At 61.9% G+C, this 19,511-nt stretch carries 18 protein-coding genes and 1 pseudogene; 7 read left to right on the forward strand and 12 right to left on the reverse strand.

The genetic code is table 11. The features are described from left to right. Window positions 1-12 precede the first annotated feature (12 nt). A complete protein-coding gene (locus tag OKW45_RS35960) occupies window positions 13-504 on the forward strand; it encodes a lytic transglycosylase domain-containing protein (protein ID WP_429473584.1) in 492 nt (163 codons plus the stop codon). A 75-nt stretch (window positions 505-579) separates the two neighbouring features. On the opposite strand, the gene OKW45_RS35965 is transcribed toward OKW45_RS35960, so the two are convergent. The 3 genes from OKW45_RS35965 to OKW45_RS35975 form a co-directional block, all read right to left on the reverse strand. Next, window positions 580-1,848, reverse strand: a complete 1,269-nt coding sequence (locus tag OKW45_RS35965; protein WP_429473585.1) for an RNA polymerase sigma factor — start codon at window positions 1,846-1,848, stop codon at window positions 580-582. Then, complete coding sequence (locus OKW45_RS35970; protein ID WP_018422516.1) at window positions 1,845-2,213, reverse strand: YciI family protein; 369 nt, start codon at window positions 2,211-2,213, stop codon at window positions 1,845-1,847. The genes OKW45_RS35965 and OKW45_RS35970 overlap by 4 nt, the downstream gene beginning before the upstream one ends. A gap of 285 nt (window positions 2,214-2,498) precedes the next feature. Then, window positions 2,499-3,380: a LysR family transcriptional regulator gene (locus OKW45_RS35975; protein ID WP_239499187.1), complete on the reverse strand. Its 882-nt coding sequence runs from the start codon at window positions 3,378-3,380 to the stop codon at window positions 2,499-2,501. Between OKW45_RS35975 and OKW45_RS35980 the strand changes: the two genes are divergently transcribed. After that, the gene (locus OKW45_RS35980; protein WP_239499193.1) at window positions 3,276-3,587 is read left to right on the forward strand and encodes a hypothetical protein; all 312 of its coding nucleotides are present in this window, start codon (window positions 3,276-3,278) and stop codon (window positions 3,585-3,587) included. The genes OKW45_RS35975 and OKW45_RS35980 overlap by 105 nt on opposite strands. Further along, on the forward strand, window positions 3,532-4,476 hold the full coding sequence (locus OKW45_RS35985) for an alpha/beta hydrolase fold domain-containing protein (protein ID WP_429473586.1): 945 nt from the start codon (window positions 3,532-3,534) through the stop codon (window positions 4,474-4,476). The genes OKW45_RS35980 and OKW45_RS35985 overlap by 56 nt, the downstream gene beginning before the upstream one ends. 142 nt (window positions 4,477-4,618) lie before the next feature. Here the strand turns inward: OKW45_RS35985 and acnB are convergent, their stop codons facing one another. Continuing rightward, on the reverse strand, window positions 4,619-7,204 hold the full coding sequence (gene acnB / locus OKW45_RS35990; protein ID WP_429473587.1) for a bifunctional aconitate hydratase 2/2-methylisocitrate dehydratase: 2,586 nt from the start codon (window positions 7,202-7,204) through the stop codon (window positions 4,619-4,621). A 345-nt stretch (window positions 7,205-7,549) separates the two neighbouring features. Between acnB and OKW45_RS35995 the strand changes: the two genes are divergently transcribed. Next, the gene (locus OKW45_RS35995) at window positions 7,550-8,152 is read left to right on the forward strand and encodes a DUF1326 domain-containing protein (protein ID WP_429473588.1); all 603 of its coding nucleotides are present in this window, start codon (window positions 7,550-7,552) and stop codon (window positions 8,150-8,152) included. A 2-nt stretch (window positions 8,153-8,154) separates the two neighbouring features. Next, window positions 8,155-8,946 carry a DUF2182 domain-containing protein gene (locus OKW45_RS36000; RefSeq protein ID WP_429474021.1) on the forward strand — a complete coding sequence of 264 codons (792 nt, stop codon included), beginning with the start codon at window positions 8,155-8,157 and terminating at the stop codon, window positions 8,944-8,946. 34 nt (window positions 8,947-8,980) lie between these two features. On the opposite strand, the gene OKW45_RS36005 is transcribed toward OKW45_RS36000, so the two are convergent. Together OKW45_RS36005 and OKW45_RS36010 are read right to left on the reverse strand one after the other, a co-directional pair. After that, complete coding sequence (locus OKW45_RS36005; RefSeq protein ID WP_018422523.1) at window positions 8,981-9,805, reverse strand: alpha/beta fold hydrolase; 825 nt, start codon at window positions 9,803-9,805, stop codon at window positions 8,981-8,983. Window positions 9,806-10,065: 260 nt separating this feature from the next. Continuing rightward, entirely contained in the window at window positions 10,066-10,623 is a 558-nt protein-coding gene (locus tag OKW45_RS36010) for a TetR/AcrR family transcriptional regulator (protein ID WP_429474022.1), read from the reverse strand. 258 nt (window positions 10,624-10,881) lie between these two features. On the opposite strand from OKW45_RS36010, the gene OKW45_RS36015 reads away from it, so the two are divergent. Continuing rightward, window positions 10,882-12,411, forward strand: coding sequence for a CYTH and CHAD domain-containing protein (locus tag OKW45_RS36015; protein ID WP_429473589.1), 1,530 nt, complete (start codon window positions 10,882-10,884; stop codon window positions 12,409-12,411). A 91-nt stretch (window positions 12,412-12,502) separates the two neighbouring features. Here the strand turns inward: OKW45_RS36015 and OKW45_RS36020 are convergent, their stop codons facing one another. Beyond that, window positions 12,503-12,904, reverse strand: a complete 402-nt coding sequence (locus tag OKW45_RS36020) for a hypothetical protein (RefSeq protein WP_429473590.1) — start codon at window positions 12,902-12,904, stop codon at window positions 12,503-12,505. Between the two features lie 125 nt (window positions 12,905-13,029). Further along, window positions 13,030-13,203: a hypothetical protein gene (locus OKW45_RS36025; RefSeq protein ID WP_429473591.1), complete on the reverse strand. Its 174-nt coding sequence runs from the start codon at window positions 13,201-13,203 to the stop codon at window positions 13,030-13,032. Between the two features lie 308 nt (window positions 13,204-13,511). Here OKW45_RS36025 and OKW45_RS36030 point away from each other — a divergent pair. Then, window positions 13,512-13,757: pseudogene (locus tag OKW45_RS36030) on the forward strand (LysR substrate-binding domain-containing protein); the annotation flags it as partial. Between the two features lie 43 nt (window positions 13,758-13,800). Here OKW45_RS36030 and OKW45_RS36035 read toward each other — a convergent pair. The 4 genes from OKW45_RS36035 to OKW45_RS36050 form a co-directional block, all read right to left on the reverse strand. Next, complete coding sequence (locus tag OKW45_RS36035; RefSeq protein ID WP_429473592.1) at window positions 13,801-13,998, reverse strand: DUF3562 domain-containing protein; 198 nt, start codon at window positions 13,996-13,998, stop codon at window positions 13,801-13,803. Between the two features lie 138 nt (window positions 13,999-14,136). Beyond that, window positions 14,137-15,171 (reverse strand): phosphate ABC transporter substrate-binding protein PstS, encoded by a 1,035-nt coding sequence (pstS, locus tag OKW45_RS36040; protein ID WP_429473593.1) that lies wholly within the window; start codon window positions 15,169-15,171, stop codon window positions 14,137-14,139. Between the two features lie 248 nt (window positions 15,172-15,419). Then, window positions 15,420-17,222, reverse strand: coding sequence for a thiamine pyrophosphate-binding protein (locus OKW45_RS36045; protein ID WP_429474023.1), 1,803 nt, complete (start codon window positions 17,220-17,222; stop codon window positions 15,420-15,422). Window positions 17,223-17,576: 354 nt separating this feature from the next. Continuing rightward, window positions 17,577-19,316 (reverse strand): methyl-accepting chemotaxis protein, encoded by a 1,740-nt coding sequence (locus OKW45_RS36050; protein WP_429473594.1) that lies wholly within the window; start codon window positions 19,314-19,316, stop codon window positions 17,577-17,579. Between the last annotated feature and the right edge of the window lie 195 nt (window positions 19,317-19,511).

The following is a 19,511-nucleotide window of genomic DNA, read 5'->3' on the forward strand; positions in this document are numbered from 1 at the left end:
GAGCCCCGACCCATGGACAAGCAGAAGACCAACGCCTTCCGCCCTTTGCGGTCGTGGGCCATATGCGCCTGGGCGGCGCTGCTGGCGCTCGGCAGTTCGGCCGCGCAAGCCGCTCCGTCCGCCGACGATTGCTTCGACAAGGCGGGCGCTTACCAGGGCGTCAATCCGCACGTGCTCCGCGCCGTGGCATGGCGCGAATCGAAAGGCGACGCGAGCGCCATCAACCGCAACGCCAACGGTTCGATCGACGTGGGACAACTGCAGATCAATTCGATTCACTTTCCTGAACTCGAGAGCCGGGGCATTCCGCACCGCGCGCTGACGGACCCGTGCGTGAATATCTTCGTGGCCGCGTGGCTGCTCAAGCAGAAGATGCTGCGATACGGCAACACATGGCGCGCAATCGGAGCGTATCACTCGGAATCGCCGCACGAGCGCGACGCCTACGCGCGCAGCATCCAGGCGATTCTCGTGAGCTGGGGGCTGTTGCAGCCGGAGCGGTGAGGTTCAGGGCGCAGGCCTGTCGGGGCAAAGCCGCCACGCCCGACCTGACGAAGCAGGCAAACGCAACCCGCGCCGCTAACTGCTCGCCGATGCAAGCTCCATTCGCTTGCGCTGCAGGAACCGGCGCACGGCCGGATCACGCTCCAGACCGATTGCCAGATCGTACGCGCCGAGTGCTTGCGCGGTCGCGCCGGTACGCGCGAGCAGATTGGCGCGTGCGGCCCAGTAGGGCTGGTAGTCGGCCAGCCTCGGATCGTCCGCATACCGCGCCAGCGCGTCGAGCGCCGCTTGCGGGCTGTCACGTTCCGCCACGGCCAGCGCGCGGTTCACAGCCACTACCGGCGACGCCGCAATGGCGAACAGCCCGTCGTACAGCTGCACGATTTCGTCCCAGTTCGGGCGACGCGTCCGGCAGCGATCCACATGCGCCGACTGCAGCGCGGCCTCGAGCTGAAAGCGCCCGATTGCGTTGAGCGCGTTCGCGCGCCGCAGCAGTGCGTTCGCCGCGTCGATCATCGGCGCGTTCCACGTTGCAAGGTCCTGGGCCGACAGCGGCACGTAGTCGCCAGCCGCATCGCGTCGCGCATCACGTCGCGCCTGTGCAAACAGCATCAGCGCGAGCAGGCCCAACGTCTCAGGTTCGTCAGGAAGCAACTCGACGAGCAGTTGCGCGAGATATAGCGCCTCGTCGGCCAGGTCGCGCCGCTCCGTATCGCCGCCGACCGGGTCCGTCCAACCTTCCGCATACGCCGCATAGACCGCTTCGAGCACTGCGTCGAGCCGTCCGGGCAGCTCCTCGCGCTCGGGCACGCTGAACGGAATGCCCGCCTCGCGGATCTTCGTCTTCGCCCGCACGAGACGTTTGCTCATCGCGGCGGGCGACATCAGGAATGCCGACGCAATCGTCTTCGCTTCCAGCCCCAACACCACTTGCAGCATCAGCGGCGTGCGAATCGCGGCCTCGAGCGCAGGGTGCGTGCACGCGAACAGCAGCGCAAGCCGCCGGTCGGGCAACGCGCCTGCCTCACTCTCGTCGATCTCGTCGGAGAGGATCATCACCTGGTTCGCCACGTCGTCGCCGACCTGGCGGCGACGCGCGCCGTCGATCGCCCGGCGGCGCGCGACCGTCATCAGCCACGCTTCGGGACTCGCGGGACAGCCGTGCTCCGGCCAGTCCGCGAGCGCGGCCGCGAATGCGTCGGCGAGCGCGTCCTCGGCTGCGGCGACGTCGCGCGTGCGCATTGCCAGCAGCGCGACGAGCTTGCCGTAGCTGCGGCGGGCCACCGCCTCGGCAATCGAACGCGCGGCGCCGTCATCGCCAGGGGCGCCGCCGGACGCACTCATGCAGTGGGTGCCTCGTAAGGGGCGGTCCAGACCGGGCGCACCTCCATGACGCCGTGCGCCGCGCCGGGACAACGCGACGCCCACGACATCGCCGCGTCGAGGTTCGGCACGTCGATCAGGTAGTAGCCGGCGAGTTGCTCCTTCGAATCGGAATACGGTCCATCGAGCACCTGCGGCTTGCCGTCGACGAGCCGCACCGTGGTGGCCGTGTTCGTGTGCTGCAGCCGGTTGGCCCCCACCAGAGCCCCCGCTTTCTTCAACGATTCGGTGTACGCGTGATAGGCGGCAACGCCTTGCTGCCGCTCGCTGTCGGTCATCTTGTTCCAGCCGTTTTCTTCCGAGTAGATCATCAACAGGTATTCCATTTGAGCCTCCGTCATGGGGTTGAGGCGGATGAATTGCATCGGCCGCCATCACAATGACGCGCGGGCCGCATGCTGACGGACAGGGGGCGTCAAAAAAATCGCGGACGACCACCTGGGACCCACGCCGCATTTGGAAAAAGACGCGTGGATCGCAGCCCGTTCGACCGTGTTTCGCAAAGCATTGTCGGACGGGTTCAGTGCCTTGTCGACCGGGGGTTGGCTTCGGCGCGGCAAGGCCGGACCGCTATCCCTGTTCGGCATGATCCGGTGTCGGCGGAATACTCGCTAGGTCCTGACCGGGACAAAGGCCGGACCGGGATCAGACGTGAGAATTTCCGAAACGAAATCGATAAATACGCGGGTCTTGGTCGGCAATCGTCGGCCGGCAGGATGAACGGCGTGGATGGGCATCGGCGCCGGCGCGAAATCCGGCAACAGGCTGACGACCGCACCGCTCGCGATCTCCGGTGCAAAGAGCCACGCCGGCGCTTGAACCAGTCCCATATGGGCGAGCACGGCAGCGCGAATCTGTTCCGCGTCGCCGGTGTGAAAATTGCCGGACGGGACGTGCAAGCCGGGACCGTCGACGTTTTCGAAGCGCCACGCCCGCGGCTCGCGCAGCGGTGCGAAAACGACGCAGGCATGTCGGGCGAGCTCCTGTGGCCGTTCGGGGCGCCCGTGTTTTTCGAGGTAATCCGGCGTTGCGACCACAACGACTGGGCTCGATGCCAGTTGCCTTGCAATCATCGAAGAGTCGGCAAGCCGCCCGCTTTTGATCGAAAGGTCGAAGCCCTCCTCGACCAGATTGACGGTTCGCTCCGTTGCCGACAGGTCCACGGACACGTTCGGATACCTGGCGAAAAATGCCGGCAGGCGCGGCACCACATGCAGCCGGCCAAAAACCGGCGCCACGGTGACCCGGACCATCCCGGCCGGCGAAACCTGACCGCGCCCTACGGACGATTCGAGCTCCGTGAAATCTCCAATGATGCGCAAACCCGCTTCATAGACCGATTGTCCCGTCTCGGTCAGCGTCATGCTGCGCGACGTACGCCTGACCAGTTGCGCGCCAAGATGGCGTTCGAGCGACGCGATCTGCTTGCTGACCGCGGGCTGGCCCACGCCTATTTCGCGCGCCGCCGCAGCGAAACTCCCGCTCTCGACGATGCGGACGAAAAGTTTGAGCGCATCCAGACGGTCCACCCCTTGCCTCCCAAAACTTCCAGAATGGAATTGATTGTATTCCGTTCGGCCTTCTTCTGGACGCTGCATGGAATCGATATCGTCTGCCCATCGACCACCGCTAACGAAGGAGCAAATGATGAGCGTCGTACAGCAGACCTACCTGATCGAGATGCGGCACCCCTTGAGTGACGACGACCGCGAGGCGGCGATATCGGTGCTCGACCGTACTCAGCGACTCTTTGCGGAATTCGGCGGAGCCTCGCGTGAGGCCTACGACGCGATGACGGCGCAAACGCCTATTGCGGATGGCGTCGATCTTGAAAGAGTCGAGAGCGCGGACGTAAAGGGTTGGTGGATTCGGCCCGAATCCGCCGTGGCCGGCCGCGCGATCCTCTTTCTGCACGGAGGCGCGTTCGTACTCGGGTCTGCCACCGGTTATCGCGGCCTGGCGAGTCAGATCGCCGTGCGTGCCGGCATCGACACCTTCGTTCTCGACTATCCGCTTGCGCCCGAGCATCCGTTTCCCGCGGCATACGATGCCGTGATCGAAGCGTTGCGGTGGATGGCGCAGTCGGGCATTCGCGGCATCGCGCTGGTTGGCGACTCGGCAGGCGGCGGGCTCGCGCTTGCGGCGCTGGGCGCTGATGGAGGCCGGTCGATGAACGTTTCTTGTGTGGCCACTTTCTCGCCGTGGCTCGATCTTGCGTTGACGGGCCCGTCGTCGCGCAGTGAGGAGACCCGCGACGCGGTCTTGACGCGGCCCATACTCGCCGATGCCGCGGCCGCGTACCTTGGGTCAGCCGATCCCGCGGACCGACGCGCGTCGCCGCTGTACCACGTTCCCGCACATCTGCCGCCGATCGCCATTCAGGTCGGTACGGACGAACTGCTGCTCGACGACGCCCGGCGCTACGCGGCTGCCGCTGCGCAGCGGGGAAACGCGGTGCAGTTGGAAATCTATGAGGGACTCCATCACGTGTTCCAACTCTCGATCGACGAGCTCGCAAGCGCCCGATACGCGTTGGACCAGGTCGCGGGGTTTGTCTTGCGATGCGGATCGGCTATCGCCAGTCCCTGAGATTCCTCTGCGATCCCGGCGACGCTGGCCCGCGCGGACCTCGACTCGAACGCCGCAAAAAAATGGCGCCGCAGGCATTCAGCCCACGGCGCCATTTCGTGGCGCTACGACGCGAACCACACGCCGTAGTCCGACAGCACACTTACATCGTCACGGCGTCGGCGACTTCCTTGAAGTCTTCGATCTGGTCGAAGTTCATGTATTGATAGATCTTGTCGCCGTTGGCATTGAGCACGCTCATGTCGGCCATGTACTCCTCCTTGGTCGGGATCTTGCCGAGGCGCGAGCAGATCGCCGCCAATTCCGCCGAGCCGAGGTACACGTTCGTGTTCTTGCCGAGGCGGTTCGGGAAGTTACGGGTCGACGTCGACATGACCGTCGCGCCTTCGCGCACCTGTGCCTGGTTGCCCATGCACAGCGAGCAGCCCGGCATTTCGGTACGCGCACCCGCCGTGCCGAAGACGCCGTAATGGCCTTCCTCGGTCAGTTGCTTCTGATCCATCTTGGTCGGCGGGGCCACCCACAGCTTGACCGGGATGTCGCGCTTACCTTCCAGCAGCTTCGACGCGGCGCGGAAGTGACCGATGTTGGTCATGCACGAGCCGATGAACACTTCGTCGATCTTCGCGCCGGCCACGTCCGACAGCGTCTTCACGTCGTCCGGATCGTTCGGGCAGGCCACGATCGGCTCGTGGATGTCGGCGAGATCGATCTCGATGACGGCTGCGTATTCGGCGTCGGCATCCGGCGACAGCAGTTGCGGGTCGGCCAGCCACTGCTCCATCGCCTTGATGCGGCGCTGCAGGCTGCGCGGATCCTGGTAGCCCTGAGCGATCATCCACTTCAGCAGCGTGACGTTGCTGTTCAGGTATTCGATGATCGGTTCCTTGTTCAGGTGCACCGTGCAACCGGCGGCCGAGCGCTCGGCGGAAGCATCCGACAGTTCGAACGCTTGCTCGACCTTCAGATCGGGCAGGCCTTCGATTTCGAGAATGCGGCCGGAGAAGACGTTCTTCTTGCCTTGCTTGGCAACCGTCAGCGTGCCTTGCTTGATCGCGTACAGCGGAATCGCGTTGACGAGGTCACGCAGGGTCACGCCCGGCTGCATCTTGCCCTTGAAGCGGACCAGCACCGATTCCGGCATGTCCAGCGGCATCGTGCCGGTGGCGGCCGCGAAGGCGACCAGACCCGAACCGGCCGGGAAGCTGATGCCGATCGGGAAGCGCGTGTGCGAGTCGCCGCCGGTGCCCACGGTGTCGGGCAACAGCATGCGGTTCAGCCACGAGTGGATCACGCCGTCGCCCGGGCGCAGCGCGATGCCGCCACGGTTGCTGATGAAGTTCGGCAGCGTCTGGTGGGTCTTGACGTCCACCGGCTTCGGATAAGCGGCGGTGTGGCAGAACGACTGCATGACGAGATCGGCCGAGAAGCCGAGGCACGCCAGGTCCTTCAGTTCGTCGCGGGTCATCGGGCCCGTGGTGTCCTGCGAGCCGACCGAGGTCATCTTCGGTTCGCAGTATGTGCCCGGACGGACGCCCTGGCCTTCCGGCAGCCCGCAAGCGCGGCCGACCATCTTCTGCGCCAGCGAGAAACCCTTGCCGCTGTTGGCGGGCTGCTGCGGCAGGCGGAACAGCGTCGACGGAGCGAGGCCCAGCGCTTCACGTGCCTTGGTGGTCAGGCCGCGACCGATGATCAGCGGAATGCGGCCGCCGGCGCGCACTTCATCGAACAGCACGTCGGACTTGACCTGGAACTCGGCGATCACTGCGCCATTCTTCAGGGCTTTGCCTTCGTACGGGCGCAGTTCGACCACGTCGCCCATTTCCATTTGCGACACATCGAGTTCGATCGGCAGAGCGCCGGCGTCTTCCATCGTGTTGTAGAAGATCGGGGCGATCTTGCCGCCGAGGCACACGCCGCCGAAGCGCTTGTTCGGGATGAAGGGGATGTCTTCGCCCGTGAACCACAGCACCGAGTTGGTCGCCGATTTGCGCGAGGAGCCGGTGCCGACCACGTCGCCCACGTACGCGACCAGGTGGCCCTTTTCCTTCAGCGACTCGATGAACTTGACCGGGCCACGCTTGCCGTCTTCTTCCGGCGTGATACCGGGACGCGCGTTCTTCAGCATTGCCAGTGCGTGCAGTGGGATGTCCGGACGGGTGGTCGCATCCGGGGCCGGCGACAGGTCGTCGGTATTGGTTTCGCCCGTCACCTTGAAGACGGTGATGGTCAGGCTTTGCGGCACTTCCGGACGGCTCGTGAACCATTCGGCGTCGGCCCAGCTTTGCATCACGGCCTTCGCATTGGCGTTGCCCTTGTCGGCCAGTTCCTTGACGTCGTGGAACTGGTCGAACATCAGCAGCGTTTTCTTCAGCGCGTCGGCGGCCACGGTGCCCACTTCGGCGTCGGACAGCAGTTCGATCAGCGGCTGGATGTTGTAGCCGCCCAGCATCGTGCCGAGCAGTTCGGTGGCACGGGCGCGCGAGATCAGCGCGCAGGCGGTCTGGCCTTGGGCCACGGCGGCGAGGAAGCCTGCCTTCACGCGGGCGGCTTCGTCCACACCGGCGGGCACGCGGTTGGTGATCAGGTCGAGCAGCGTCTGCTCTTCGCCAGCGGGCGGGTTCGTCAGGAGTTCGACCAGCTCGGCGGTCTGCTGAGCCGTCAGCGGCAAGGGAGGAATGCCGAGCGCGGCGCGCGCGGCCACGTGAGCACGAAAATTTTCAAGCATGGGGGACCTGCTGGTATTTGCGTTTCAGGGAAAGGCTTTTAAGGCACTCCAAGCTGTGCCGGGCACTGCTTCGATCGCGATTTTAATTGCAATACCTACGCAAGGTCAAATGTCTTATGTCTTATATAAGAGTTAGTTACGAAAATCGTCGATGCGCCATGCGCTTCAGGACCGCCAACCGGACTCCGCGCCCCCCGTCCTGTACCGCAAAAGAACCGACTGTGTAAGCCGCTTCAATCATTCGCAGCGCCCCGAAGGCTTTGATTACTGCCCGCTTAACAGCTACAACAGAGGATGTCCGGCGATGTTCTTCCCAGCCGGATCCAACCGGCAGCGGAGGCGTGAATGAGCTATCAACTGATGGGCAGCATCCTCGAAGTGTGTGAATGCAAGGTGCTGTGTCCGTGCTGGATCGGAGAAGATCCCGATAACGGCGTTTGCCGCAGCGCGCTTGCATACCACTACGATCAAGGCATGATCGACGGCGTCGATGTATCGGGCCTGACGATCGCGTTCGCGGCGTTCATTCCCGGCAACGTGCTCAAAGGCGGTTGGCGCGTCGCGATGTTCGTCGACGAGCGCGCGAGCGACGCGCAATTCGACGCCCTGGTTAGCGTGTACCGTGGCGAGCGCGGTGGCCCAATCGCGGATCTCGTGCAGTTGATCGGCGAAGTCGTGTCCGTGGAACGCGCGCCGATCGAATACACGGTCGTCGACGGCAAGGGCAGGATGAAAGTCGGTGAAGCCATCGAGGCCGAGTTGGAGCCCTATCGCGGCCCGACCGGCGAGCCGACCAAACTGGTCGAAAGCATCTTTTCGACGATACCCGGTTCCCCGGCTTTCGTCGGCAAGGCGAACGCATTCCGCCTGCGGCACGAAAAGCTCGATCTCGACCTCGCCTTGACCGGACATAACGCCATTCAGGGATCGTTCAGCTTCGCGTCGTGAAGATGCTCGCACGCTCGCGGCTGTTCGCGCCGCTTTTCGTCGCATTGACGGGCAGCGCGTGGATCGCGTTATGGATATGGGATGCGGGGCCCTATGCGCGTTTTCTGCATCATGCGAGTTGGGCCGAACTGCCGCTCGTCGGCGCGATATGCCGTGAGGTGCCCGGCGCGAGCCTCACGATTGCGGCATTGCTGCACAGCGTCGCATGGCTGCTGATGATCGCGGCGATGATGCTGCCGACCGCCTTCCCGCTCTTCGACACCTTCCGGCGGATGACCATCGCGCGCGCAAACCGGCGCACGCTGATGGCGCTTCTGATCGTCGGTTATGCGACGACGTGGGCGCTGTTCGGTGTGCTCGCGCACGGCTTCGACGCGGCGCTCCATCTGGTCGTGGACCAGTCTGCGAGCTTGCTTGCAAACGGCTGGCTGATCGGCGCCGCGATCGTCGCGCTCGCGGGCCTTTATCAGTTCAGCAGCCTCAAGCATCGATGTCTCGACAAATGCCGCTCGCCGCTGATGTTCATCACCGAGCATTGGCGCGGCAGGAACGCGCGCCGCGAGAGCTTTGCGCTCGGCATCGGTCACGGCGCTTTCTGCGTCGGCTGCTGTTGGGCCCTGATGCTGCTGATGTTCGCGGTCGGCACTGGCAGCGTCGGCTGGATGCTGGCGCTGGGCGCGATCATGTCGGCCGAGAAGAATTTCCGCTGGGGCAAGTCCATCGGCAAGCCGCTCGGCATTGCGTTGCTTGTGTGGTCCGCATGGATCGTCGTACAGCACGCCCGCATCGCCTGACCCATGCGCGGCATCTTGCGCCCGCGTAGCCCCGTTACCCCTCTCCGCTTCCAAAGAACGCAGTGAGTTCGTCAGCGACCGCGCGCGGTTGTTCTTCTGGAATGAAGTGCCCGCAGTGACTAATGGTGCGGCCTTTGACGTCGGTGAAAAAGGCTCTCAAAGGTGTTGCCATATCGGCGATGGAACCTTGATCGGAGCCGAGCGTCAGCAGTGGCAGGTCGAGCATGCCTCGTTGCTTCAGTTCTGCATTCTGTTGGGCGGACACATGCGCGGCCCGGTAATACGCAAGGCCCGCGCGTAAGCCGCCGTCTTTCTTGAGAATGCGTAGATATTCATCGATATCGGCGTCAGTGAAAGTATCGGGATTGGCCGCCTTTCGCCGCAAAAACCACTCGAGGTATTCACGTTCCTTGCCGGCGAGCAGCACTTCCGGCAGGTCCGGCAGCCCGTGAAATGCGAAATGCCACGTGCGCCATGCACGCTCGGGCGCGCTCGGCAACGCATCAGGCAACGTCACGCCGGGGATCCCCGCATCCAGCAGCGCGAGTCGCCGGACCTCGTCGCCGAACATTACGGCGTAAGGAAAAGCCACCCACGCTCCAATGTCGTGTGCAGCAAGACAGTACCGGGTGATCCCCAGTTGCTGGAGCAAACCGTGAACATGGCTCGCAAGGGTTTGCGTGTCGTAGCCGTCCATCGGACGATCCGAATCACCTTGTCCGGGAAGGTCCGGTGCGACGACTCGGTAGGTCTTTGCAAGCAGTCCCATCACTTTGCGCCAGGCGAACCAGCTCTCGGGAAAGCCCGCGAGCAACACGACCACGTCGCCCTGTGGGTTTCCACCGGTGACGTAGTGCAACCTCAGTCCGTCTACGGTTGCGAACTTGTGCTCGAATCCTGCTAGCCCCACCACGGGCCTTGCTACTGGCAACGTACTTACGATTCCGGAACTCCCTGATGGCATGGGCGAGTGATGTGTTTTCACGAACGAGACTCCTCTGGGTTGGGGGATGACACCGTTGAGCGGTTTTTCTCATCAGCGGATAATGTTAGGAAATGGTCATTTCCTAATAGGGCGAGCGGCACGCGGAGGTCATGCCATGCTATGTCTTGCCGTGATTAGTCCAGCAGACGCATGGCCTGATCCGCCGCCGCCATCATGTGTGCCCGGGATCGCCCGACTTTGCCGACGACCCTGAAACCTTGCGTCAGACTCAGCAGAGCGCGGCCGGTAGCGTCTGGATCCACGGCGGACGCGATCGAACCGTCTGTCTGGCCCACTCGGATCAAACGACACAACAGACGCTCCGTTCGCTGCAAAGACGCGACCACGTGACTCGCGACCTCATCGTCGAAGGCCAGCAGGTCGACGGCACTTCCGACTACGAGACAGCCTCGCTTGCCCTCATCGCCAATTGCAGACTCAGCATAAAACCGCAGAATGGCTCGTACCTTGTCGCGGCCGGTCTGCTCCGCGTCGAGCAGGCCCTGCAACTGGCCATTTCGTAGGTGGATGTAGCGCTTGAGCGCGGCAAGGAATACCGCTCGCTTATCTTCGAACGCCTTATAGATACTGCCGGCCGTGAGTCCCATCGCGGACCCGAGGTCGCCAAGAGACGTCCCTTGAAAACCGCGCTCGCGAAAAATCTGGATTGCGCCGTCCAGCGCCACGTCCATATCGAATTCGCGTGGACGACCTGGAGCACGTGCCTGTCTGGCGGCATGGTTGCGTGTAGTCATATGGCGATTATAGGAAATGATCATTTCCTAATCAAGATGTCCCAACGTGTACAGGGATTCGCGCCAAGCTCGTCCACCGTCTCATCCACTTTTCCGTGTCCGATTTTTATGTGAGGCCACTGGGGACGATCGGCCGCGACGCGGTCCAGCCAATCCGGTGTAGTCTGACAGTCTGGTGCTCATTTCGGAGGCAACATGGAACGGGAACTGAAGCTGCGCGTTGCGAAGGAAGATCTCGGCAAATTGCGTAACGCGTCGATGCTTGCGCAATCAGAAGCCACAGCGGGAACGCCTCACCTGCTGACGAGCACCTATTTCGATACGCCCGATTTTTCATTTCACTGGTGCGGGGCTTCGCTGCGCGTGCGCACCGTCGGCAACGACAAAATCCAGACGCTGAAGCGCGAAGGATCGGCAAAGGCGGGATTGTTCGACCGGGACGAGTTCGAGATGCCCGTGAATAGCGACGCGCCCGATCTGACGCCGCTGTGCGACCAAATCCCCGACGACAGCGACTGCGGAAAGCTGATTCGCGACGAGACCGTTGCGGCCCAACTGAAGCCGGTGTTCGTCACGCGGATCAACCGATCAGCGTTTGTGCTGCGCCAGCCGTCCGGAGACGAACTCGAGCTTGCTCTCGACGAAGGAAGCGTCGAGGCGGATTCAGGATCAGTGCAGATCGCCGCGGTGGAACTGGAACTGAAACAGGGCAATCCGGATGTGCTGTACCGCGTCGCGCTGGAAATGCTCGAAACTGTGCCGCTGTGTATCGATCGTCGCAGCAAGGCGGATATCGGGTATGCACTGCTCGTCGACGAGCACAGCGAGGCGGTAAAAGCGCAACCAGTGCGACTGAACAAACGCGATTCGGTCGAGGATGCGTTCTGCGCAATTGTGCGCAACTGTCTGGACCAGGTCCATGCGAATGAACGGGGCGTCGTATCGGGCCACGATCCATCGAGCGTCCATCAGATGCGCGTGGGACTTCGCCGCTTGCGTTCGGCTCTCGACCTGTTTGCGAAGGTCATCCCCGCCTCGTCCGGATTCGACGAGGAGTTGCGCTGGATTGCCTCGGAACTCGGCACCGCGCGCGACTGGGCAGTGCTTGCGGGGTCGACGCTCGACCATGCCGGCGCCGACGGCAATGCGGACGAGATCCGGCCCGTCAGACAGGCGTGCGAGCAGATTGCCGTCAACAACCGGCAGCGCGCGGCTGCCGCGGTCGAGTCGGTTCGCTACACGCGGCTCGCGCTCCAATTCGCGCTTTGGGTGAACCGCAAAGGCTGGCGAGATGAGATGTCCGACGAACAGCGTAACGCAATCAGTGGCCCGGTGAAGTCATTCGCCGCCGATGTCCTGCGTCGTCGGCACAAGAAACTGATCAAACGTGGCAAGGGTTTGGCCGATCTGGACGATCACCGTCGTCACCGCGCCCGCATCGCGGCGAAAAAAGTTCGATACGCCACCGAGTTCTTCGCGTCGCTATGCCCGAAGCAGGCCGTTCGCCATTATGTCGACGCGCTCACCGCGCTTCAGGATGATCTCGGCTGGCGCAACGATGCCGTCGTCGCCGATCAGCTTCTGAAGTCGTTGTTGAAAACGTCGCCGGAAGCAGCCTCGGGCGCGGCCTTCGCACGCGGCTTCCTCGCGTCACGCGTCGCTGCCGATCATCAGACATTGAAGAAGCTGTGGAAGCGCTTCAAACTGCTTTCGTCACCGCACTGACGCGAACAATTCACCGCGAGGTATCCGGGCACGAACGTGTCACGCGCAACACTCATCGTGAGGTCTCACGATGTTCGAGATCGAAGTCTTATTATCCGAACAAGCGCGACCACGCCGCGCGTATGCGGCGCGCGCGGTCCTCGAACAGGTACGACCCAACGAGCGCGAACAGGCCTGACATGACCCCCGTCGCGACGTGTTCGAGAACATGAGAACGGTAGTGGCTCAAATGAGAGTAGGCATCGCCGATTGCGGTCAGGCAACCGACGAGCAGCGCGTTGCTATAGCGATTCCCGTACCACTTCGCCGCCGGCGTGAAGGTGAGCAGCAGGGCGAGCACACCGGTGAGCAGCCCGGTTTTGAATGCGATCGCCCAGTGCGTGAGGCTCATGATGTTGCCCCAGCTCCCCGGCATACAGGTCATGCACGCGCTGGTTGGCTGCCAGAAACGCTGGATAAACAGTTTGAAGCGGCGTTTCCATGCGCTTCCCATGATGTACTCCACGATATCCAGCGCGAGATTTCACGCAGACATGGTACATCGCGAGCGTGCCGTAGCGTGGCGTGGCGTGTGATGAGCGTTCCCACCTGGTGGATCCGACAAGCAAACGCCAATGGCTATGACGACCGATCGCGATTACGCGCATGCGTGGCGCCCGTAATCACCGCGATGCCGAGCAGTATCACGGCCACGATAGCGATGATGTGCTGCGCGACATGCAGCGCCATCAATCCCCACGCGACGCCGCCAATGAAAATGATCCATCCGACCAGATAGATGAGCAGGGTCATCGATTTCTCCTTGTGGTTTCGGCCAATGGTGCGATGCACACAACGCCCTCGCCGCCAAAGCGATCAACGCGTCTATCTCCGAGCACATTGCGCGCCTGGCGCCGGCTCGCGTTATGTCGGGCATAGTCTGTGCATCTCATCCAGATATCCTGAGGTCCATGACTATGCTCAGGAGGCTCAAAAGCGTCACCACAGCGGCCAGAATCGCAGCGAGATGCAAACCCTTCGGCAAGATGATTGAGCTCCGGCCGCACCATCGACCCGAACAGCCCCACGTTGATCAGAAAAATTGCCGGCCAACCGAAGCGCTCGACAATTCTGAAGCGCTGCGACGGGCCGTGTTGCGCGGCATGGGCATCGCAATGCTGTCCGAGATTCTGGCGGCCGCGGATCTGCGAGCGAAGCGGTTGATCGAAGTGCTGCCGGCGTTTGCCGCGCCCGAGCGGCCACAGAATCTGCTGCATCTGCGTGAGCGACAGACGTCGCCGAAGCTTCGGAGCTTTATTGAATTCATTGTCGAGCGCTTCGGCGCGGTGGCGGCATCGCACAACGGCGATCGATCAAAAGTAGACGAGCCTGAACGCTCGGCACCGACTCTCAATGCGAATCCCGTTGCCGCCTACGCAGGTCGTCCCGCACACGACGAGCGACCAGCACCGTCAGGTAGTCCGTGATTCGTGCACCTTCGCTGTATTCAATCCACGTCTGCGCGTACATCTGCGAGACCGTTTCCTCGGGAGTGTCGGTAGCGGCGGCAATCTGCCTGATGACATCCTCTACGTTGCGCGTGACCATGGCTTGCTCCGAGCGTGCGGTGATAAAGGACCGTCACACACACGTTACCCGCCTCTATGCGTCAGTCACTTGACCTGCGTCAATTGATTTCGCCCATGATCGATTACAAGCTGTTTGAGGTGGGTGGCATCGAGGCCTTCACTGAAACACCGGTTTTCCCGACGCGTCCTTGACCTTGGTCTTCCATTGCCCGCGGATTTCCGACACGACCGAATCCGGCAGCGAAATGTAGTCGAGATCGCTGGCAGCCTGCCCGCCGTTCTTGAACGCCCAGTCGAAGAACTTCAGCGTTGCCGCGCCTTGCGCCGGCTTGTCCTGCGTCGCATGCAGCAGCACGAAGGTCGCGCCGACGACCGGCCACGCGTCCTTGCCGGGCTCGTTCGTCAGGATCTGGTAGAAGGACGTCTTCCAGTCCGCGCCCGAGGCGGCCGCCTTGAAGGTTTCGGTCTTCGGCGCAACCACGGTACCGGCCGAATTCTTCAGGCTGGTGTAGATCATGTTGTTTTGCTTCGCATATGCCCACTCGACGTAACCGACCGCGCCCGGCAGGCGTTGCACGAACGCGGCAACGCCGTCATTGCCCTTGCCTCCCGTACCGGTCGGCCAGTTCACCGTCGTGCCTTCGCCGACCTTCGACTTCCACTCCGGGTTCAGCTTCGACAGAAAGTTCGTCCAGATGAAGCTCGTGCCCGAACCGTCGGCGCGGCGCACCACGGCGATGTCCGTATCTGGCAGCTTCATACCCGGATTCAGCGCGGCGATCGCCGGATCGTTCCATTTCTTGATCTTGTTCAGATAGATGTCGCCAAGCACGGCACCCGACAGAATAAGTTGACCCGGCTTCACGCCGGGCAGGTTCACGACCGGCACGACCCCGCCGACCACGGTCGGGAATTGGAACAGGCCAGTCTTCGCCAGTTCGTCGTCCTTCATCGGCGCATCGGAACCTGCGAAATCAACGGTCTTCGCGATGATCTGCTTGATGCCGCCCGCTGAACCGATGCCTTGGTAGTTGACCTTGCCCCCTCCCGCCTTTTGGTAGGCGTCAGCCCACTTGTTATAGATCGGGGCCGCAAAAGTGCTGCCCGCGCCGGTGATGTTGACGGTTTGCGCTTGCGCGGCCGCGAGCGGTAGAGCAACCGCAAGAACTGCAATTCCTCGTTTGAACAGCATGGTTTGCCTCCACGAGATTGACTGACCGGTTCAATGGTTGCAGCAAACTACGCGCCGCGATCCCTCTCTTGCGCATTGCGCAGGCCCGGCGTGCCCATCGCCGCGTCGAGCCTTGCCATCGGCTCGAACGTCTAAACTTAGGCGGTTCGAATGACATTTCGTTGACAACTGCGGCGCCGCGTTCAGACGGTCTGATTGCGGCGTCGTTCAGCAATACGGTTGGCTTTGTCGCGTTGAAGGATGGAATCTCACGGGCAGGCTTCGGCTTCTGCATAGTAGCGGTTCGGCGCGGGAAAAACTCCGGTGATGACTTCAATCAGAAAGGGGCCGTCATATTGACAAGCTTCACTCAATACGCCATCAAGCTCGTCGATGCGCTCAATCGCGCGCGCGGCCACACCGATCGATGATGCAAAAGCCGACCAGCTATGAGAGGGCAACTTGGTGAACTGCTCTGAAATCGAACCACTCCTGATAGCGTCGATATGGATTGCGCCATGCGCGGCGTTATTCAGAACCACGTAGATTACTTTCACGCCGTATCGAGCCGCAGTCTGAATCTCCATGCCGTGCATCATCATGCAGCCATCGCCCGTCACCACAACACACGGGCGTTCTGGGGCCGCGAGCTTGACGCCGATTCCGGCTGCGATGGCCCAGCCCATCGGGGCGAGCGAGCTCGACGAAAAGTAGTTGCCCTTACCTGACGACAGCCAGTAATGGGCCATGAAGATGCGGTGGGCTCCGGAATCCACCACGACGTTGCTGTCCTTCGGCAGCATCCGGCACAAGTGCTTCACTACGTCTCCAGGATATAGCGCTTCGTCACCGCTGGAAACTCGGGCTCCTGACTGCTCAAACTGGTGGTCGTACAGGGGGGTCTCGTTGATCTCGGCAATCCACCCCTTTCTTCTTTGCAGTGCTTGCGGCAGTCCGGGAGGGTTGTCCGCGGCTTTCTGAGCCAGCACCCGGAAGCTCGCGGAAATTCCGGAGAAGATTCCCTGACGCGAAATGTGCCCCATCGCCGGTGAATCGAAGCTGTCATCAAAGATGAATAGCTCCTTCCCTTCTGCCAGCCTCCTGCTCCAGTTCATGCTGTCTCGCTGGTTCAGGTCGCTACCAAACACGACTAGTACATCAAGTTCGTCGGAGTTGATCACCCGTGCAGCGCGCGAATGACTTGAAAATCCGTACACACCTAGTGCAAGGGCATGTTGCTCAGGAAATGCACCTTTTCCCGATAGTGTCGTTGCGACTGGAATGTGGAATTTTTCGGCGACATCGAGAAGAAGCCTGGCAGTTTCCGCATCATTGCCGCGACTTCCGACCAGAAACGCGACCTTCTTCGACTGAAACAGATACTGGTCGCACAGGGCATCGAGAGCGGCGCGGTTCGCGGGCACTTCGCACGCGTTAAATTCGCGGTGAGCGTAGGGTTGCCGTGCCACGTCCTGACCGGGCAGGACATCCTGCTTTTGAACGTCTACGGGAATGCTGATGAATGACTGCGCTCGACGCATCCAGTTCAACCCTTCGGTCGCACGACGCATCTCGGCCTGAGTATTTTCCTTGTTCTTTAGCTCGACGATATCCGTCACCAGACTTCTGACCACGCCGCTTTCAAAAATACCTCCAGGCGTGGCATCCTGGAACGCCCCTTTGCCTTCCGCGTGCGACGAGATTCCGCCGGCAATATAGAGCATCGGGATCCGGTCTGCGTGAGCGGCAGCCATGCCGGGAACGAAATTCATCGTGCCCGGGCCGGAAATTCCCGCGCAAACGCCGAATTTCCGGCTGGCGCGTGCATAGCCATCGGCCATGAAGGCACTGCCAGTCTCGTGAGCGCCTACGATTCCGCGAAGTAAGGGGGAGTTGTCGATCGCGTCCAGCAGCGGATAGATCAGTTTTCCCGGAACCAGGAACACATGATCTATTCCGGCGGACTCCAACGACTTCACAACCATTTTCGACACATTGAGCGGAGCGTTCGATCCCATAGTTTTGGTTACGATCTGACGAGATACCGTTAATCGAATCTCACCGCTGCGCATCTGCACGTCACGCGCCGCATGTCGGAGCGACACGAGACGAGATCGGCGATGGCCAGTGTGCGGAGACGGCGAGACGACGTTCAAGGCGCTGCACGTCGAGTGCAGTCGCGCATCACGCTATTTCCTCGAACCCGCTTGACCGGCGGGCCCGGGTGTCTCCGTCCACAATCACACGCCCTGGCTGCACTGTTGATCATCCACGCTGCCTCCGTGCCTGAGGCAGTCGCCGCGGCGCATTGATAACCATCCGGCGCACGCGTATCGCGGATCTTCGCCCGCTCAACTCCCGCGGGGCTGGCACGCGCCGACGGTATGAATCGACGTCATCCAGCACCCGGAACCGCTCGGAATCGCTCAGAATTTCTGCCAGTCCGTCTCAGTCGCGGCGGCGACGACTACCGGACCTTCTGAAGAGGGGACTGGTCTTCTCGCAACCTTTGCCGGTGTTACAGCAGAGGACGGGGCGCGGTTCAAGGCCGTCCGTTGCGGTACTGCCGCTTGCGTCGTCGCTCGCGATGAAGCAGCCTTCTCGCCGTCGACCTTGAAAAATGCCACCGTCTTGCGCAGGCTTTCCGCTTGCTGAGCCATTGTCTGGGCTGCCGCCGACGCTTCCTCGACAAGCGCAGCGTTTTGCTGTGTGACCTGGTCCATCTGGTTGACCGCCTGATTGACCTGTTCGATACCCGTGCTTTGCTCGCTCGATGCCGACGAGATTTCGCCCACGATGTCGGTCACGCGCTTCACTGACTGCACGATTTCCTTGATCGCACCACCCGCTTCTTCGACGAGCGCCGAGCCTGCCTCCACCCGGCTTACAGAGTCGGAGATTAACTCCTTGATTTCCTTCGCGGCAGTGGCACTGCGCTGCGCGAGCGTGCGGACTTCACCGGCAACGACAGCGAAGCCGCGCCCCTGTTCTCCCGCGCGGGCCGCCTCGACCGCTGCGTTCAGCGCGAGGATGTTGGTCTGGAAGGCGATGCCTTCGATGACGCCGATGATCTCGGACATCGTGGCCGAGCTGGTGGAGATGTCACGCATTGTCTCAACCACGCGCCCGACGATCTCGCCGCCATGTTGCGCGACGCTCGAGGCTGTACCCGCGAGCGTGGCAGCCTGCGTTGCATTGTCCGTGTTGTGGCGGACCGCCGCGGTCAGTTCCTCCATGCTGGAAGCCGTTTCTTCGAGCGACGCCGCCTGTTGCTCCGTGCGGCTCGACAGATCCAGATTGCCTTGTGCGATCTGCGCACTCGCAGTCGCAACACCTTCGGCGTTCTCGCGCACCTCTGATACGACCCGCACCAAGGCGTCGCACATGGCTTTCAGCGACGCCATCAGGCTGTTCGTGTCGCCGGGCCGCAGGGCGATACTGATGTTCAGGTCGCCGGCCGCCACGCTTCTGGCCACAGCAGCAGCCGTCGCCGGCTCCGTACCCAGTTGCCGCGTTACGCTACGCATCATCCAAATGCCGATTCCCACGCCGATCGACACGGACATCGCCACGAAGACCAGCATCAGATTTCGACCTTGCTCGTACACGGCATCGTTGGCTTCAGCTGTCCGTTGCGCGTCGGCCTGTTTCAGGGAAACCAGATTGCCCATCAGCACGAGGGTCTTGAAGCCCTTCCGGTGGTACTCGCCCAGCATGTATTCGGTCAGGCTGTCCCGATCCCCTAACGCCGCCGCGTTGATCTTGCCTTTCATTTCATTGAAGGCCTGAATGTAGTCCTGCCAGCCTTGATCGAGCTCGGCGAACGTAGCCTTACCTTTGTCGGTATAGACGAGCGGCTCCGCCTGATTGAGGTGCTCACGTGACGAGGCAAAGGCCTTGTCAGCTTGATCGAGCGAGCCAGCCCGCTGTGCGGCCGTCGTGGCCAGAACCGCGTTGCGCAGATAGGTACCGACTCGCAGTACGTCGGCGTTAGCCTGCTGTATCAGGTTGAGCCCGACAAGGTCCTGCCGATACGTCTTGTCTGCGTTCGCACTGATCTCCGCCATGTTGCGCAGGCCGATCCCGCTGACAACAGCGCTGATGATCGAAACCAGGATGAACGCACTGATCAGCTTGGCGCCGAGTTTCATATTGCCGAAATTCATAGTTCGCTTTGTTGAGAATGTCAGAACCCGAACGGATAAGCCGGTTCATCACTGCTTTGGCGCCCGCTGTAACACAAGGCCATGCCGACGCGAAACGCAGTACCGGACCTAACTGGTTATCGGCAACAGGTTCCATTTCTTCAGATGTATAGCGGGGTCTTCCCGAAGATTTTTTTACATCCCTGTAAGAGAGCA

The sequence above is a fragment of the Paraburkholderia lebeckiae genome, from assembly GCF_050436225.1.
Classification (GTDB): domain Bacteria; phylum Pseudomonadota; class Gammaproteobacteria; order Burkholderiales; family Burkholderiaceae; genus Paraburkholderia; species Paraburkholderia tuberum.